Origin of the sequence: Massilia sp. DJPM01 (genome assembly GCF_030348125.1) — a bacterium.
Lineage (GTDB): Bacteria > Pseudomonadota > Gammaproteobacteria > Burkholderiales > Burkholderiaceae_D > Telluria_A > Telluria_A frigida.
Window position 1 is genome coordinate 13,617 of record NZ_JAQOZV010000053.1, and the last position, 15,580, is coordinate 29,196.

Below are 15,580 nucleotides of genomic sequence, written 5' to 3' on the forward strand. Positions count from 1 at the left end.
CCTGTTTGCGTTTGCTCGTCCATGTGAAGCAGTCTATACGTTGCGCCATCCGCAAAAAAGGCGAATAATCGCAATGCAACGTTGCGCTAAATGGGATAATCCGATATGGACAGGCTTCAATCGATGCGCGTGTTCGCCAAGGTCGTCGAGCAGGGCAGCTTTGCCCGCGCGGCGCAGGCGATGGATATGTCGAACACGGTCGTCACGCGCAATATCGCGGACCTCGAAGCCCATCTCGGTACGCGCTTGCTCAACCGCACCACGCGCAAGCTCTCGCTCACCGAAACCGGCAAGCAATACCTGGAGCGCGTGCGCCAGATCCTGGCCGATATCGACGATGCCGACGCCATCGCCTCCTCGTCGGCGCGCAAGGCCAGCGGCACGCTGCGCATTTACTGCCATCCCGGCTTCGGCCAGTACCAGCTGGCCAGGCTGCTGCCGCTGTATGCGGCCACCGTGCCGGACGTGGTGCTCGACGTCAGCCTGTCCGATCATTCGGTCGATATCGTCGAGGAAGGTTTCGACGTCGGCATTTTCATGGGCTTGCAAAAATTCGATGCGAGCCTGATCGCGCGCCGCCTGGCCACGTCGAGCGTGGTGCTGTGCGCCTCGCCCGACTACATCGCCCGGCGCGGCGAGCCGCTCACGCCGATCGACGTCTCGTCCCACGATTGCCTCAATTTCGCCTTCGAGCAGCTGCGCCACAGCTGGCCCGTGAAGTGGGACAACAAGCAGGTCGACGTGCCGATCAGCGCGCGCATGGTGTCGAACGATGTCTCGGTGCTGCGCCAGGCGGCCATCGCCGGCATGGGGATCATGGTGCGCTCCTCGCTGACGCTCGAAGACGACCTGAGCAGCGGACGGCTGGTGCAACTGCTCAAGGGCCACCACCTGGGCCAGATGTCGCTGTCGCTGGTCTATCCGAGCCGGCGCCTGCTGTCGTACAAGGTGCGCAGTTTTGTCGATTTCATGACGGCCCAGTTTCCGCGTCCGGAAAGCGATCCCTGGCTCGCGCACATGTAAGGCGCTTGAGTCGTTTCTTTCTTGCCACACTGGCTGACATTTTGTTCATGACAGGTCGACATCGTGTGCTATATTTCTAGTCGGAATTTAGTGATTCCAGAGTGGCATGTGTAATGTGCTTTCTGGCAAATTTTACAAAAACAAGATGTTTGACGGGCACGTGCTGTCCACCTCGAAAGCCCGCTCCGTGCGGGCTTTTTTTCGTGCGCTAACTTTGCCCCGGGTAGCGAAATTGCGCCGGGCAGTGTCATAATGTGACGATGTGAGAACAACCGAGGTTTATTCGCTCCGCTCACGGAATACAAAGGAGGAATAATGATCCGCTATATGGGCACGCGACAGAACGACGACGGTGCCATCGTATATGTGTTTATTATCAACGGTTTGCAGAAGGAAATTCGTGAGCATGCGCTCAAGCAGTATCCCGGCTGTTTCGAGCTGCTGCCCGCCGCTGCCAAGCAAAAAATCGCTGCGAACCGCAATTGGCTGTCCAAGCTATAGAATCGTTATCAGGAGTTCACAATGAGTAAAGCGCAAGACAGTAAGAAAGAATCGAAAAAAGAGCCGGCCAAGTCCGTGAAAGAGAAAAAGGAACAAAAGAAGGTCAAGAAGGAAGAGCGCGCGCGTCAGTAAGCACGCGGGCCAAGGGAGCTTGGATGCGCCTGGCGATGGCTTCGGAACAGGTTTTCCCGCTGGCAGGGCGCATGCGCGCACTGCTGGCGCGAAGCTGCGCCCCGGCCTCGCTGGCCTCGCTGGCCTCGCTGGCCTTTCTGGCGCTCCTGCCTTCTTCCGCCCCCGCCTTGGCCGCGCCGTCGACCTTCGGCCCCGTCATCGGCAGCGCCATCCTGTGCCGCAGCCATCTCGACAATGCCTACTTCCACGATTACCTGGTGAGCGCCTTCGGCCCGTCGTACAAGCACGAGGGCGGCGCCTACTGGTTCAAGGCCGACGCCACCTTGTGGGGCGCGACGGTGACCGACATCATGATCAGCGACGATACCAGCGAACTGGTGTTCGTGGCCGCCGTGGCCGACACCACGCCCGACAAGCTCGAAGAATCGATCCGCAACGCCGTGGGCGTGCGTCATCTGTCGATGGACAACTCGGCTTATCCGGTGCGCGCGTCCAATCCCGGCAGCAAGATCGTCTACTTCAAGACCAAATCCAAGATTTACTGCGCCAAATACAAGCCGCTACCCGTCGGCCGCCAGCGGTGATGCACTTCCAGGGAATCCATGTATAAGCAATTCTTCAGCCTGAAGCAATCACCGTTCTCGATCGCCCCCGACCCGCGCTACCTGTACATGAGCGAGCGCCACCGCGAAGCGCTGGCGCACCTGCTGTATGGCGTCGGCAGCGGCGGCGGCTTCGTGCTGCTGACCGGCGAAATCGGTGCCGGCAAGACCACCGTGTGCCGCTGCTTCATCGAGCAGATTCCGGCCGATTGCCGCCTGGCCTACATCTTCAATCCCAAGCTGACGGTGGAAGAGCTGCTGCTGTCGATCTGCGATGAATTCCGCATCGACCTGCCGCCGGCGCCGGCTGGGGCGGTCAGCGTCAAGAGCTATGTCGACGCCATCAACCGCTACCTGCTGGCCAGTCACGCGCAGGGCAAGAACAATGTGCTGATCATCGACGAGGCCCAGAACCTGTCGGCCGACGTGCTCGAACAGCTGCGCCTGCTGACCAACCTGGAAACGAGCGAGCGCAAGCTGCTGCAGATCATCCTGATCGGCCAGCCGGAGCTGCGCGCGATCCTGGCCCGGCCCGAACTCGAACAGCTGGCCCAGCGCGTGATCGCGCGCTATCACCTGGGTTCCCTCACGGAAGCGGAAACCGCCAGCTACATCGCGCACCGGCTGGCGGTGGCGGGCGGCGGTTCCTCGCGGCCCTTCCCGCGTTCGGTGATGCCGCAGGTTTTCCATTTATCCCAGGGCGTGCCGCGCCGCATCAACCTGCTGTGCGACCGCGCGCTGCTGGGCGCCTACGTCGAAAACAGCCGCGAAGTGACGCGCCTTATCCTGCGCCGCGCCGGCAGCGAAGTGTTTTCCGGCGGCGCCAAGCCGCCCGCGCCGAAAAAGCGCTGGCCGGTCATCGCGGCCGGGGTGCTGGCCGGGGCCGTGCTCAGCGCGGCCGCCGCGTGGCAGATGCGTCCGCCCGCCTCGGTCGAGCCGCAGGCGGCCGCCCCGGCGGCGCTGGCGGCCACGGTGCTGGCCGCCGCGCCGCAATCGCGCGCGGTGCAGGCGGCGCCCGCGCCACGGGTTGCCGTTGCGCCGCTGGCGCACGCCAGCGAGGCGCCGGCGCTGCGCGCCCTGGCGGCGCTGTGGGGCGTGGCCCTGGCGGCCGGCGCCACCTGCGAGGAGGCCTTGAAACTGAACCTGCGCTGCCATCAGGGCAAGGGCGGGCTGTACGAATTGCGCCTGCTCGACCGTCCGGCCATCCTCACCCTGCGCGACGGCGCGCAGGTGAGCTACGCGCTACTGACCGGCATGGACGATTCCCACGCGCGCCTGGATGTCGATGGCAAGCAGCAGAAGATCGACATCGGCGCGCTCGCCACCCGTTCGGACGGCAGCTTCGTGACCCTGTGGGTGATGCCGCGCTACTACCGCGACCAGGTCAGCACCGGCGAGCAGGGCGCCGACGTCGACTGGATTGCTTCGCGCCTGGCCAAGATCAACGGGCTGGTGCCGCCCGCGGCCGACCGGCCGCTGAGCGGCCAGACGGTGGAATTGCTGCGCACCTTCCAGACCCGGCAGAACCTCAAGGCGGACGGCGTGGCCGGTCCGCGCACCTACATGCGCCTGAACCAGCTGACCGGCGTGGCCGAGCCGCGCCTGCTGGCCGCCGCCGCAACGGGGAAACCATAAGATGTCGTATATTCTCGAAGCACTTAAAAAAGCCCAGGCCGAGCGCCAGCTTGGCAGCGCGCCGACCATCCATGCGGTGCCGCTCCATGCCGGCGAAATTGAGCGCGAGGGCAACGGCGCCAGGCCGCTGGTGATCGGGCTGGCGCTGCTGGCCTTGGGCGCCGCAGCCGCCGCCATGGTTGTCTGGCGCCAGCCGGCCACACCGGCGCCCGTGGTGCAGGCCGCCGCGCCCGCGCCCGTGCCTGCTGCTTCTGCGCCCGCTCCGGCTCCCGCGCCGGCTCCGGCTCCCGAACCGGTGCCCGTGGCGGTGGCGGAAGCGCCGCCGCGCAAGCCTGAACCGGTCAAGGTCGCCGTGGCGGAGCCTGCCGCCAAGCCCGAGCGCGTCAAGAAGCCCGAGCCAGCCATGCCCGCAGCCGTGAAAACCGAGCTGGCCAAGGCCGACACGGCGCCGACAGCGCCCGACGAGAAACTGCGCACCCTGCGCGAGCTGCCCGAAGCCTTGCAGCACGAAATTCCAGCGATCGCGGTCGGCGGCTACATTTACTCGAAGAATCCGGCCGACCGGCTCTTGCTCATCGACAAGGTACTGCGGCGCGAAGGCGAGGAAGTGGCGCCCGGCCTGGTTCTTGAAAAGTTGTTGCCCAAGGCGGCTGTCATGAAATACAAGGGCGAGCGCTACCGCCATCCGTATTGATGCCTTTGTATAATGGCGGACTCACTTTACGGCGGAAAGGCCGCGCATGCACAATCTACTTGGTGTGATCGGCTGGTCGGGCAGCGGCAAAACGACCTTGCTGGAAGTGCTGGTCCGCCAGCTGGCGGCCGACGGCCTGCGCATCAATGTCGTCAAGCACAGCCACCACGACGTGATGCTCGAACCGCCCCACAAGGATAGCGCGCGCCTGCGCACGGCCGGGGCGGCGCAGGTGATGATCGCCTCGCCGTTTCGCGTGGCCGTCATCCGCGAACTGCGCGGCGAACCCGAACCGACCCTGGCTGAACAGCTGGCGCTGCTGGGCCAGGCCGACCTGACCCTGGTCGAAGGCTATAAATGGGAAGCCATTCCCAAGCTGGAAGTGCAGCGGCCCTCGCTCGGCCATCCGGCGCTGTATCCGAACGATCCGCATATTGTCGCCGTGGCATCGGATGGGCCGCGGCCCGATGATCTGCCCGATGATGTGACTTGGCTCGACCTGAACGCGCCGGCGGCGGTGCTGGCCTGGCTCAAGGACAGAATTAATTCGCCGCAAGCCTAAAGTCCTGGCCAGTGCGGCCGTTACCATTCGTGATAGCCATTAACACGGGAGAACTCTCATGGATGTTTCAGGAATCGCCTCACTGTCAAGCAGCATGGCCGAGACAGGCATCAAGCAGGAAGTCGGCTACGCCGTCTTGAAAAAAGCGCAACAGATGCAAGGCCAGGTCGCCGCCCAGCTGATCGACGCGCTGCCGACGCCCCAGCGCTTGCCATCGAATCTCGGCAATACCATCAATACGACCGCCTGAGTGCGCCCGTGCCCGCGAGGGCGCCGCTGCCTGGACTGGCCGTGCATCGCCCGGAGTCCTCCCGTCAAAGGAGGCGCCGGGTTTTTTTTACGTTAAAATTGCCGGCGTCAGGGGGAAAGTTGTAAGGAACTGAAAAGCGCGCCGGGTAATCGGGCGGCTGGGCTTTACAATCGCCTCCGACCTGGCAATTCCTGGTTCACTTCACCATTTCCAAGGAGATTTACGATGAACAAACGTCAAGCCCTGATCGCCGCCGCCCTTGCCGGCGTGTACGCGGTATCCAACGGCGCGGCCGCGCACGATCCGGTCGACAAGGCTGAGAAAGAGAAGTGCTACGGCATCGCCAAGGCCGGCCAGAACGATTGTGCCAGCGCCAACGGCTCGCATTCCTGCTCGGGCCAGGCCAGTGTCGACAAAGCCCCGGAAGAGTGGAAATACGTGGCCAAGGGCACTTGCGAAAAAGCCGGCGGCAAGCTTTCCGGCAAGTAAGTCGTGACAGGCGGGGACTTACCGGCCGCTCTTCCATCCGGTCCCGCCGCGCCGGGCACCGGCGTCGGCTTGCGCGCCCCGCATTACCGTCAGTTTCTCGAACAGCGTCCGGCGGTCGGCTGGCTGGAGGTGCATACCGAGAACTTTCTCGACCGCGCGGGCTGGGACTGGCATGTGCTGCGCGAACTGCGCCGCGATTATCCCATCAGCCTGCACGGCGTCGGGCTTGGACTGGGCTCGGCGCGCGGTTTTTCAGCTTCCCATCTTGAACGCGTCTGCGCCCTGGTCGAACGGGTCGAGCCCATGCTCGTGTCCGAGCACCTGTGCTGGGGCGCCGTGGCCGACCGCCAGCTCAACGACCTGCTGCCGATGCCGCTTACCCAGACCGCGCTCGACCTGCTGTGCCAGCGTGTCGAGCAAGTGCAGGATCGCCTGCATCGGCGTATTTTGCTGGAAAATGTCTCCACTTACGTGCGTTTTCACGACGATGCGATGAGCGAGGCAGAATTCATGGCCGAGCTGGCCAGCCGTACAGGCTGCGCGCTGCTGCTCGATGTGAACAATCTCTACGTCAACCAGTGCAACCACGGCGAAGATGCGCTGGCGGCGATCGCGGCCATCGCCCCCGGCAGCGTGGGTGAAATCCACCTGGCCGGCCACTTGGTGACGCCGCAGGCCGTGATCGACCACCATGGCGACGTGGTGGCCGAGCCGGTCTGGACGCTGTACCAGGCGGCGCTGGCGCGTTTCGGACGCTTGCCGACCCTGGTCGAATGGGATACCGACGTGCCCGCGCTCGAGGTGCTGCTGGGCGAGGCGCGCCGCGCGCAGGACATCGCCAGCGCTTATCCGCTGCCGCACGCCGCCAACCCCTGGCGCGGCCGGCCCGCCCGCCCGCTGGCCTCGGACGCCCTGGCTGGCACCCAGCAGCGCTTCGCGGCGGCCCTGTTCGACCGCGCCGGGGAGGGCGCCGCGCTGGCGCAGTTCAAGGGCGAGGCCAATGCCCACCGCTTCGGCCTGTATCGCGGCAACCTGACGGTGACCTGGAACAAAACCCTGGCGGCGGCCTGTCCAGTGCTGCGCCAGTTGGTCGGCGAGGAATTTTTCGGCGGACTCACGCGCGCGTACGGCATGGCCCAGCCCTCGCTCGACGCCGACCTGAACCGCTTCGGCGCCGGATTCGCCCGCTTCCTGGACGGTTTTCCCCACATCGCCGATTATCCTTACCTGCCCGACATGGCGCGCCTCGAATGGGCCTTGCACCGCGCCCATTACGCGCCGGACGCCGACCCCATCGGCGCCGCCGCCCTGGCGACCCTGAGCCCCGAAGCCTTCGAGGATGCGCGCTACACGCTCCATCCGGCTTGCAGCCTGATCGCGTCAAGCTGGGCGGTGGTGCCGCTGTGGCAGGCGCACCAGCCGGACAGCGGCGTCGATTTTCCTTCAGCCATGAATTACCCCAGCGCAGCTCTGGTGGCACGCCCGCGCTGGAAGACCGAACTGGTGGCGCTGACCCCGGCGCACGCTGGCGCGCTCGCCGCGCTGGCGGGCGGCTATACAATGGGCGAGGCGCTCGACGCCGCCTTCGCCCTCGATGAGCAGTTCGACATCGGCGCGCATCTGGCGCAGTGGGTCGCGCTGGGCATCCTGCTGGCGCCGCCGGGCTGAAGCGGCCGCTTTCCCGCTGTGCGGAACGGGCGGATTTTTCCCGCGCCCGTGCGCACGCCGGAAGGCTTGCGTTTTACTCAAGCTATAATCATCCTTTATATCGATTTTATCCATGTCCATGAGCGCTGATCAAGCAATCGACGAATACCTGAGCAATGGCAATACCGTGACCACCGTGGTGGGGACCGTGCTGCTCTCCCCGGAAGCGCGGCGCGCGATCTACAAGCGCCTGGTCGATGAGCCAGCGGCGCCGTTCCACGTCTTGCTGACCCAGATGCTGGCGGAAGAAGTGAAGTTCCGCACCTGGATATCCGAAGAAATCGTGCAGGACGACATGAATTACTACGAAGGCATCTACCAGTGCGCCTTCCTGCTCTACCGTGTGGGCGATGCGCGCGATACCCTGGCCTTATGGGAAGCCAAGTACATCAATATGGATGTGGGAAGTTCCATGGGCGCCGAGTATTTTGTCGGTGCCGGGCTGGACCAGACCCTGGCGTTCCTGGCAAGCTCGCCGGTACCGCAAGCGGCCGAGATTGCGGCCTATCTTCACGGCTGGTTCGACCAGCCGGGCGCCATCACCTGGCAAGAAGCGTGGGAGCGGGAACGCGCCTCGAATATTGCCTGCGCCTGAGGCGGGCATGCTGGACGTCCCCGCGCGCCCGCGTTTTCTTGACTTCAAGGAGCGCTCCTTCAGCGCCGAGGATATTGCCTTCCTGCTCAGCAAGCCCTCGATTCGCGGCCTGACCTTCACCGGTTGCGCGATCGGCGACGACGCCGTGCAAGCCCTGTGCGCGCTGCCCAAGCTGGAACGCCTGTGGCTAGCCGCCAGCGCCGTGACCGACGCCGCGCTGCCCGCGATCGCCCGCGTTCCCGCCCTGAACTGGCTGGTCCTCGACCATACCGGCATCACCGGCTCGGGCCTGGCAGCGTTTGCCGGGCATGCCAGCTTGCGTCACCTGTCGCTGCGCTGCACCAAGGCCGACGACGCCTGCGTGCGCCACATTGCCGCCATCCCGCGCCTGTCCCACGTGGACCTGCAGGGCAGTGCGCTCACGCCCGATGGCATGCTTGCGCTGGCAATCCATCCAACCGTGCGGCCCGGCATCGACAAGGCGTTCGGGCCGGACCTGGCCGACGCTTTCCTGCGCGAACAGCGCCGCCTCGCCAGCCGCACCCCGCCCGGTTTCGTGCCGGCGGCCGGCGAAGCGCAGGCGTTGCTGGACGTGCTGCATGGCTTCTGGGAGGCGATCAGCGCCTGGGAAACCCAGCTCGCGCTCGATCTCAAGGAAACGCCGGACACGGAGGAGTGGCGCCAGCCGGCCTGCGCCGCCATCTTCGATCGTTTCTGCACGCCAAAGGAGCGCACATTCGGCCGTCCGCACGCGCTCAGCTTCAGCAGCCCGCCCGAATACCAGCGGCACACCTTGCTCGACGTGGAATGGCTGTCGACGCGCAAGGCGTGCGTCTATGCCAGGGACCATTCGGGTCAGCAAAGCCGCTTCCTGCTGCTGAAAAAGGGCAGCGCCTGGCGGCTCGATCACAAGCAACAGTTGTTCGACGGGTGGACCACGGCGTATTTGTAGCCGCGCGCAGCAGGCGCAGCGGCGGGCGGAACCAGCGGCGTAGGGAACAGGCGCCGCTGCCGTGCTTATTGGAAGGCGCGCATGATGCGCGCTTCGCCGGACAGATCGGCGTGGTCGGCGTTGGCGGCATGGCTTGCTTCGATCATGCGCCCGAGCTGCTCATCCTCGAACCTGGCGAGTTCTTCGGTGGCCGCGTTCAGTGCCAGCGCCAGCTTGGCGCGGGCACTGCGGTATAACACGCTGGTGTACTGATCCGTGTTCTTCAGCAATTCCTCCGCATTTTCGATCACGAGACGCAGGTCGCCGATCAGTCGGTCTTGGGTTTGCTGGTTTTCTTCAGGGTTATCCATGGCGGCCACCTTGAATCGGTTAATCACGTCTAAGAATATAAACAAAGCAAGAGTTTTCGTGTTTGTCGCGTCGCAATCAGCTCCGCGCCGCAGCTTGTCTCTGCTCAGCATATTTCTAATATTGCCCGATTACAAGGTGTTTATTCTGCGCCAGCGCAATCAGGCGCCATCCGTCCCATGGCTGCGGACGCTGATGCGGATGTCGCCGATGCCGACCACCTGGCCATCGCGGATCTTGGCGGTCTTGCGCAATTCCTTCTTGCCGTCGACCGATACCACGCCCGTGGCGACCAGGTTCTTGCCGGCGCCGCCGCTGTCGCACAGGCCCGACAATTTGAGTAACTGGTTCAGTTCGACGAACTCGCCTGCCAGGTCAAAAGTGACTTTCTGCATTCCTGCTCGTCCTAAAAAAGTATGTAAGAACCGCAGTGTGGCGGGATCGGCGCGGCGCGTCAACGTCCCACGCGCCGCGCCGCCATCACAGTCCGGGCCGGGTCATGTCGAGCGGCACGATCCAGTCCTGGAACTGTTGTTCTGTGACAAAACCGAGCGCCAGCGCCGCCTGTTTCAGGGTGGTGCCTTCGTGCTGCGCCTTCTTGGCGATCTGGGCCGCGCGGTCGTAGCCGATGTGCGGCGCCAGCGCCGTCACCAGCATCAGCGAGCGCTCCATCAGCTCGCCGATCCGTTCGCGGTTCGGCTCGATGCCGTGGGCGCAGTGTTCGTTGAAGGAACGCATGCCATCGGCCAGCAGGCGCGCGCTTTGCAGGAAGTTGTGGGCGATCATCGGCTTGAACACGTTCAGCTCGAAGTTGCCCGAGGCGCCACCCATGGTAATGGCGACATCATTGCCAAATACCTGGCAGCACAGCATGGTCAGCGCCTCGCACTGGGTCGGATTGACCTTGCCCGGCATGATCGAGCTGCCCGGCTCGTTTTCGGGAATGCTGATTTCGCCCAGGCCCGAGCGCGGGCCGGAGGCCATCCAGCGCACGTCGTTGGCGATTTTCATCAGTGCCGTGGCCAGGGTTTTCAGGGCGCCGTGGGTGCCGACCAGCGCGTCGTGCCCGGCCAGGGCGGCGAACTTGTTGGGCGCGGTCTTGAAGCTGATGGCCGTGCGCGAACCGATTTCGGCCGCGATGCGGGCCGCGAAATCGGGGTGGGCATTCAAGCCGGTGCCGACCGCCGTGCCGCCGGCGGCCAGTTGCAGCAGGCCGGGCAGGGTGGACTTGATCGCATGTTCCGAGTATTCCAGCTGCGCCACGTAGCCCGAGAATTCCTGGCCGAGCGTCAAGGGCGTGGCATCCTGCAAGTGGGTGCGGCCGATCTTGACGATGTCGGCGAAGTCGCGCGCCTTGACTTCCAGGGTGCCGCGCAGGCGCGCCAGGGCCGGCAGCAGCGACTGCACCACGGCCTGGGCCGCCGCCACGTGCATTGCGGTCGGAAAGATATCGTTCGACGACTGGCCCATGTTCACATGGTCGTTCGGGTGCAGCAGGCGGCCTTCGCCGCGCGCGCCGCCGGTGAGTTCGGAAGCGCGGTTGGCCAGCACCTCGTTCATGTTCATATTGCTTTGCGTGCCGGAACCGGTCTGCCATACCACCAGCGGGAATTCGCCCGGATGGCGCCCGTCGAGCACCTCGTCGGCCGCCTTGACGATGGCGTCCGCCTTGTCCGCAGGCAGCAGGCCGAGCGAGCGGTTGACGGCGGCGGCGGCGCGCTTGACCTGGGCCAGCGCGGCCACCAGCTCGGGCGCCATGCGTTCGCTTGAAATGGCGAAGTGCTCCAGCGAGCGCTGCGTCTGCGCGCCCCACAAGCGCTGTGCCGGCACCGCGATCGGGCCAAAACTGTCCTTTTCGATTCTTGTTTCCATTTAGCTACCTGTTTATTTGGGACTGGGGTTAAAGAAGTTTATATCAGCGTACGTTAATTACGGCAGGGCTACAGATTTCACTGCGTCCGCCATCATTAGCTGAGCAACATTACCATATATGCACCATTCAGGAATCCTCCGGCTGGTCCGGTCCGGCATTACCCTGTTCCTGGCCCTGGCCCTGGGCGGCGCGCTGGCCTGCGTCCACGCGGCCGAGCTGGGCGAGGTCCAGGTGCGCTCGTACAGCGGGCAGCCGCTGGTGGCCGACATCGAACTGACCTCGCTGGGCGAGTCCGGCGCCAGCGTCCAGGTACGGCTGGCCGATCCGGACGTGTGGCGCGGCGCCAATGTGCGCATGCATCCGGTGCTGTCGAACCTGACCCTGTCGGTGATGCGGCGCGACGGCCGCCAGTTTCTGCACATAACCTCGGTCAAGCCGGTCGAGGGCGATTATGTGCACCTGTTCCTGACGCTGGGCGAAGGCGGCAAGCGCGAAGTGCGTGCCGCCACCTTGTGGCTGAGCCCGGATCCGCAGCCGGCCCCGCCGCCACCAGTTTCCGCGCCAGCGCCGCTACCCGCACCCGCACCCGCACCGGCACCCGCGCGAACCGTGCGAACCGTGCGCGCGGAACCCGCCGTCATCGCTCCGGCGGCGCCGCGCCCGGTACGGGTATTGCAGCTGCCATCGGCGCCGGCTTCCTGTCCCCAGCCATTCAGCGATGAACAAATCAAACTCTGCGCCGCGCTCGATCACAAGAACGGCGTACTGACAGCCAAGATTGTTGAACTGGAAGAAAAGGTCAAACTGCTGCAACTGGCCACCGACAACAAGGGCGCGGCGCCGAGCAGCCACAGCGAAGCGGCCAGTACGCCGGCGCCGGTCCTGTCGCGCGCCGCCCTGGCCAAAAAGAATGCCGCAGCAGCCAAGAAAGGGGAGGAGCTGCCCTGGATGCTGATCGGCGGCGCGGCCGGCGCCCTGATCGTGATCGGCCTGGCGGTCTGGTTCCTGCTGCGCCGTCGCAAGCGCAAGGCCGCGCTTCCCGCCGAGGCCGCCGCGCCGGCCGCACCGGCCGCACCGGCGACGGGCATGCTGGCCAAGCTGGCCGCGCGCTTCAAACGCAAGCCGAAAGCGCCCGCGGCGGTCGCGCATGGCGAGCCCGGCGCGGGCTGATTTCATTGTATTTAGCAAAATGTTGTAAAAAAGATCCGCCCACGCACGAAGTCGTCTACACAAGTCGGAGAACTGCGTTATACTTGTTTCCGTGGTCCTGCGGGACTGCACAAACGGGCCCAGGATCTGGCGCAGCCACCAACGATAGCGTGGCGCGGCAAGCAGATAATCGTTGAAGAAACGCCTGTCCCCGGAAGCGGTCCGCCAGCCAACGATGCGCTTGCGGACGCCGGATGCAACCGGCAAGAGGCGACACCAGGAGATACCTGGTGCTCGCTCTCCAGAATTCTCCCCTCCCCCAGCGATCGATTTGCCTTCACGCTATACTCTTCGGTGATCCCATCACCGAAAGCAAGCTCATGACGACGGCAACACACTCAGCGCAAGCGCAATACGACCTGTTCCTGCAACGCGGACTCAAGCTCGACATGTCACGCGGCAAACCGGCCCCGGAACAACTCGACCTCTCCAACGATTTGCTCGACGCTCTGCCCGGCTTTACTGCGGCCGACGGCACCGACGCCCGCAACTACGGCCTCGGCGTCGGCCTGCCGGAAGCGCGCGCGCTGTTCGGCGGCTTGCTCGGTGTGCCGGCCGCGCAGGTGGTGGTCGACAGCAGCGCCAGCCTGTCGCTGATGCATGATGTAATCGTGTACGCCCTCTTGAACGGCGTGCCGGGCGGCCAGCCCTGGGTCGGCCAGCAAGCGGTGTTTTTGTGCCCGGTGCCCGGCTACGACCGTCATTTTTCGATTTGCGAAGCGCGCGGCATCAAGATGATCAACGTGCCGCTCAACGACGACGGGCCGGACATGGACATCGTCGAGCGGCTCGTGGCGAACGATGCCAGCATCAAGGGCATGTGGTGCGTGCCCAAGTACAGCAACCCGTCGGGCACCGTGTATTCGGACGAGGTGGTGCGCCGCCTGGCCGCCATGCCAACGGCCGCCCCCGACTTTCGCCTGATGTGGGACGACGCCTATCGCTTCCACCATCTGACGGACGAGAACGTGCGCATTGCCGAGATCATCGCCGAATGCGCCAGTGCCGGCCATCCGGACCGGGCGATCGTGTTCGCATCGACGTCGAAGGTGAGCTGGGCCGGATCGGGGATTGCCGCGCTGGCATCGTCACCGGCCAATATCGCCTGGTGGACGAAGCATGCGGGCATCCGCAGCATCGGCCCGGACAAGATCAACCAGCTGCGCCACGTGCGCCTGCTCAAGGATGCGGCGACGGTGGAAGCGCTGATGACGCGCCACGCGGCGCTGCTCAAGCCCAAGTTCGACGCGGTGCTGGCGCAGTTCAGCGCGCATCTGGGCGCGGTGGCCGGGGTGTCGTGGACGGTGCCGAAGGGCGGGTATTTCATCGATCTGGTGACGCCGCCGGGTGCCGCGAAGAGGACCATCGCGCTGGCCAAGGAAGCCGGGATTACGCTCACGCCGGCGGGCGCCGCGTATCCGTACGGGGTCGATCCCGAGGATAGCCATATCCGGATCGCGCCGAGTTTTCCGTCGCTGCCGGAGATTACCCAGGCGGCGGAGGGGATTGCATTGGCGCTGAAATTAGCCGTGGCCGGCTGATTAGCCCCTCGTTGTTCCCGTATCCCGGTTGTTCCCGCCAGTTCGTCGTCTCTGGCATTGCCAGAACCGACGGAGGTGGTGGCGGGAACGACGGAGGTGGTGGCAGGAACGACGGAGGTGGTGGCGGGAACGACGGAGGTGGCGTCAGGACCCCGCCAACAAAAAAGCGCCCTCAGGCGCTTTCATTCACATCGTGTAACTGGCTCAGTGCGTTGCGCACATCACGTCCGACAACTGCCACGGCTCGGTAATCTCGCGCACGGCGCGGTCATTGGCCATGATCTGCTTGAGCAGATCGATCTTGCGCATGCGCGGAGCGCCATCCAGTGCCGGCACGCCGGTCTTGGTCGCCGACGCCTGCTGCGCGCACTGCGTTTCCAGCTTGGCCAGGCCATTCCAGTCGCCCGCTTTTGCCGCGACCGCCATCTTGCCAGTCAGGCCAGCAATATTTTCGTACATCGAGAGAACGTCGTTGGAGGTCATGCGCTCACCTGGCCAAAAAATTTATAAAGATTACCGCGTGTCCTTCCATAACGTCGGGATTGGGCGGAACTTTAGGCCTTTTTTCAAAAAAACCAAAAATATTTCTGACTTGCTTAATTGATAAGCTCTTCCAGCCCGCCGCTCAGCTCGCCCAGCGGCGGAATGCCGGCGAACAAGGCATCGGGCGGCACGCCCAGTCCGGTCGCCAGCGCCGGCGTGAAACAGGCCGCCAGTTCCGCGTCGTTCGGCTGGCGCTCTTCGTAGCGCGCGCGCAGCACGGCCAGGTGAATCACCGCCGCCATCCGGTACGAAGGCGACTCCGGGGTCGGATCGCCGACGTGGCGCAAGGTCTGGTGAAACAGGTCGGGAAACTTCCAGCGTGCCGCCAGTTCCGCCCCCACCTCGGTGAAATCGTAGCCGAACAGGGCTTTTTCGGCGGCGATGCGGCCATGTTCGTATGGTCCGACCGTCTGGTCCAGCTCGCGCGCCTGCTGCGCCACGCCCGCATGCATCACCAGTTGCCCGATCCCGTGCATCATCCCGATCGTGAACGCCAGGTCGGTATTGGCGCCGATCTGCTTGGCGATCCACTTGGCCGCCACCGCCGTGTGCAGGCTGTAGCGCCAGAAGCGCTTCAGGTCCAGGCCCGGCACGGTCTTGAAGCTGCCCACCAGGCCGGAACTGATCACCAGGGTGCGCACGGTCACGAAACCGAGCATGCGCACCGCGTCGCCCACGTTGCCGATCCGGCGCGAGACGTGATAGTAGGCCGAATTGGCCAGGCGCAGCAGCTTGGCGCTCAGCACCGGGTCGAGCGAGAGCTTGCGCGCGATCTCTTCGACCGCCACATCCGGATCGTCGAAACTGCTGATCAGTTCCGCCACCACTTTGGGCGCGGAGGGCAGGGCGTTCGGATTTTGCAGCAGGGCTTCAAGGGTCATCGTGTCTCCTGGTCGATGCGGGGCAGGGAGGACTATATAGCGA

Annotated in this window: 18 protein-coding genes; 13 read left to right on the top strand and 5 right to left on the bottom strand. The window is 64.7% G+C overall.

What is annotated here, in order from left to right:
• Positions 1 to 105: 105 nt before the first annotated feature.
• The 11 genes from PO883_RS26550 to PO883_RS26600 all read left to right on the top strand — a co-directional run bounded on the left by PO883_RS26550 (position 106) and on the right by PO883_RS26600 (position 9,142).
• Positions 106 to 1,023 carry a LysR family transcriptional regulator gene (locus PO883_RS26550; protein WP_289312429.1) on the top strand — a complete coding sequence of 306 codons (918 nt, stop codon included), beginning with the start codon at positions 106 to 108 and terminating at the stop codon, positions 1,021 to 1,023.
• Positions 1,024 to 1,338: 315 nt separating this feature from the next.
• Positions 1,339 to 1,524 carry a hypothetical protein gene (locus PO883_RS26555; RefSeq protein ID WP_167091737.1) on the top strand — a complete coding sequence of 62 codons (186 nt, stop codon included), beginning with the start codon at positions 1,339 to 1,341 and terminating at the stop codon, positions 1,522 to 1,524.
• A gap of 155 nt (positions 1,525 to 1,679) precedes the next feature.
• Positions 1,680 to 2,240, top strand: a complete 561-nt coding sequence (locus tag PO883_RS26560) for a hypothetical protein (protein ID WP_289312430.1) — start codon at positions 1,680 to 1,682, stop codon at positions 2,238 to 2,240.
• An 18-nt stretch (positions 2,241 to 2,258) separates the two neighbouring features.
• On the top strand, positions 2,259 to 3,893 hold the full coding sequence (locus PO883_RS26565) for an ExeA family protein (RefSeq protein ID WP_289312431.1): 1,635 nt from the start codon (positions 2,259 to 2,261) through the stop codon (positions 3,891 to 3,893).
• A gap of 1 nt (position 3,894) precedes the next feature.
• Entirely contained in the window at positions 3,895 to 4,587 is a 693-nt protein-coding gene (locus tag PO883_RS26570) for a general secretion pathway protein GspB (protein ID WP_289312432.1), read from the top strand.
• Positions 4,588 to 4,633: 46 nt separating this feature from the next.
• Entirely contained in the window at positions 4,634 to 5,149 is a 516-nt protein-coding gene (gene mobB / locus PO883_RS26575; RefSeq protein WP_289312433.1) for a molybdopterin-guanine dinucleotide biosynthesis protein B, read from the top strand.
• 58 nt (positions 5,150 to 5,207) lie between these two features.
• On the top strand, positions 5,208 to 5,399 hold the full coding sequence (locus tag PO883_RS26580) for a YjfB family protein (RefSeq protein WP_167091749.1): 192 nt from the start codon (positions 5,208 to 5,210) through the stop codon (positions 5,397 to 5,399).
• Between the two features lie 225 nt (positions 5,400 to 5,624).
• Complete coding sequence (locus PO883_RS26585) at positions 5,625 to 5,888, top strand: DUF2282 domain-containing protein (protein WP_167091752.1); 264 nt, start codon at positions 5,625 to 5,627, stop codon at positions 5,886 to 5,888.
• Between the two features lie 3 nt (positions 5,889 to 5,891).
• A complete protein-coding gene (locus tag PO883_RS35220) occupies positions 5,892 to 7,556 on the top strand; it encodes a DUF692 family multinuclear iron-containing protein (RefSeq protein ID WP_289312434.1) in 1,665 nt (554 codons plus the stop codon).
• A 112-nt stretch (positions 7,557 to 7,668) separates the two neighbouring features.
• A complete protein-coding gene (locus PO883_RS26595; RefSeq protein ID WP_289312435.1) occupies positions 7,669 to 8,190 on the top strand; it encodes a hypothetical protein in 522 nt (173 codons plus the stop codon).
• 7 nt (positions 8,191 to 8,197) lie between these two features.
• Positions 8,198 to 9,142: an NTF2 fold immunity protein gene (locus PO883_RS26600; RefSeq protein ID WP_289312436.1), complete on the top strand. Its 945-nt coding sequence runs from the start codon at positions 8,198 to 8,200 to the stop codon at positions 9,140 to 9,142.
• A 65-nt stretch (positions 9,143 to 9,207) separates the two neighbouring features.
• On the opposite strand, the gene PO883_RS26605 is transcribed toward PO883_RS26600, so the two are convergent.
• From PO883_RS26605 to fumC, 3 genes are all read right to left on the bottom strand, one after another.
• Positions 9,208 to 9,492, bottom strand: a complete 285-nt coding sequence (locus PO883_RS26605) for a DUF883 family protein (protein WP_167091761.1) — start codon at positions 9,490 to 9,492, stop codon at positions 9,208 to 9,210.
• A 159-nt stretch (positions 9,493 to 9,651) separates the two neighbouring features.
• Positions 9,652 to 9,885: an RNA-binding S4 domain-containing protein gene (locus tag PO883_RS26610; protein WP_289312437.1), complete on the bottom strand. Its 234-nt coding sequence runs from the start codon at positions 9,883 to 9,885 to the stop codon at positions 9,652 to 9,654.
• Positions 9,886 to 9,970: 85 nt separating this feature from the next.
• Positions 9,971 to 11,362, bottom strand: coding sequence for a class II fumarate hydratase (gene fumC, locus PO883_RS26615; RefSeq protein WP_289312438.1), 1,392 nt, complete (start codon positions 11,360 to 11,362; stop codon positions 9,971 to 9,973).
• 118 nt (positions 11,363 to 11,480) lie between these two features.
• On the opposite strand from fumC, the gene PO883_RS26620 reads away from it, so the two are divergent.
• Positions 11,481 to 12,533 carry a hypothetical protein gene (locus tag PO883_RS26620; RefSeq protein WP_289312439.1) on the top strand — a complete coding sequence of 351 codons (1,053 nt, stop codon included), beginning with the start codon at positions 11,481 to 11,483 and terminating at the stop codon, positions 12,531 to 12,533.
• 359 nt (positions 12,534 to 12,892) lie between these two features.
• Positions 12,893 to 14,113: an aminotransferase class I/II-fold pyridoxal phosphate-dependent enzyme gene (locus tag PO883_RS26625; protein ID WP_289312440.1), complete on the top strand. Its 1,221-nt coding sequence runs from the start codon at positions 12,893 to 12,895 to the stop codon at positions 14,111 to 14,113.
• A gap of 204 nt (positions 14,114 to 14,317) precedes the next feature.
• Here PO883_RS26625 and PO883_RS26630 read toward each other — a convergent pair whose 3' ends face one another.
• Both PO883_RS26630 and PO883_RS26635 read right to left on the bottom strand, forming a co-directional pair.
• Positions 14,318 to 14,596: a flagellar protein FliT gene (locus PO883_RS26630; RefSeq protein ID WP_289312441.1), complete on the bottom strand. Its 279-nt coding sequence runs from the start codon at positions 14,594 to 14,596 to the stop codon at positions 14,318 to 14,320.
• 113 nt (positions 14,597 to 14,709) lie between these two features.
• Entirely contained in the window at positions 14,710 to 15,537 is an 828-nt protein-coding gene (locus PO883_RS26635; RefSeq protein WP_289312442.1) for an HDOD domain-containing protein, read from the bottom strand.
• Positions 15,538 to 15,580: the final 43 nt, after the last annotated feature.

Excerpts from the sequence above, each read along its gene's own strand:
- PO883_RS26550 (WP_289312429.1), top strand. The coding sequence starts at position 106 with ATGGACAGGCTTCAATCGATGCGCGTGTTCGCCAAGGTCGTCGAGCAG.
- PO883_RS26555 (WP_167091737.1), top strand. The coding sequence starts at position 1,339 with ATGATCCGCTATATGGGCACGCGACAGAACGACGACGGTGCCATCGTA.
- PO883_RS26560 (WP_289312430.1), top strand. The coding sequence starts at position 1,680 with ATGCGCCTGGCGATGGCTTCGGAACAGGTTTTCCCGCTGGCAGGGCGC.
- PO883_RS26565 (WP_289312431.1), top strand. The coding sequence starts at position 2,259 with ATGTATAAGCAATTCTTCAGCCTGAAGCAATCACCGTTCTCGATCGCC.
- PO883_RS26570 (WP_289312432.1), top strand. The coding sequence starts at position 3,895 with ATGTCGTATATTCTCGAAGCACTTAAAAAAGCCCAGGCCGAGCGCCAG.
- mobB (WP_289312433.1), top strand. The coding sequence starts at position 4,634 with ATGCACAATCTACTTGGTGTGATCGGCTGGTCGGGCAGCGGCAAAACG.
- PO883_RS26580 (WP_167091749.1), top strand. The coding sequence starts at position 5,208 with ATGGATGTTTCAGGAATCGCCTCACTGTCAAGCAGCATGGCCGAGACA.
- PO883_RS26585 (WP_167091752.1), top strand. The coding sequence starts at position 5,625 with ATGAACAAACGTCAAGCCCTGATCGCCGCCGCCCTTGCCGGCGTGTAC.
- PO883_RS26595 (WP_289312435.1), top strand. The coding sequence starts at position 7,669 with ATGTCCATGAGCGCTGATCAAGCAATCGACGAATACCTGAGCAATGGC.
- PO883_RS26600 (WP_289312436.1), top strand. The coding sequence starts at position 8,198 with ATGCTGGACGTCCCCGCGCGCCCGCGTTTTCTTGACTTCAAGGAGCGC.
- PO883_RS26605 (WP_167091761.1), bottom strand. The coding sequence starts at position 9,492 with ATGGATAACCCTGAAGAAAACCAGCAAACCCAAGACCGACTGATCGGC.
- PO883_RS26610 (WP_289312437.1), bottom strand. The coding sequence starts at position 9,885 with ATGCAGAAAGTCACTTTTGACCTGGCAGGCGAGTTCGTCGAACTGAAC.
- fumC (WP_289312438.1), bottom strand. The coding sequence starts at position 11,362 with ATGGAAACAAGAATCGAAAAGGACAGTTTTGGCCCGATCGCGGTGCCG.
- PO883_RS26620 (WP_289312439.1), top strand. The coding sequence starts at position 11,481 with ATGCACCATTCAGGAATCCTCCGGCTGGTCCGGTCCGGCATTACCCTG.
- PO883_RS26625 (WP_289312440.1), top strand. The coding sequence starts at position 12,893 with ATGACGACGGCAACACACTCAGCGCAAGCGCAATACGACCTGTTCCTG.
- PO883_RS26630 (WP_289312441.1), bottom strand. The coding sequence starts at position 14,596 with ATGACCTCCAACGACGTTCTCTCGATGTACGAAAATATTGCTGGCCTG.
- PO883_RS26635 (WP_289312442.1), bottom strand. The coding sequence starts at position 15,537 with ATGACCCTTGAAGCCCTGCTGCAAAATCCGAACGCCCTGCCCTCCGCG.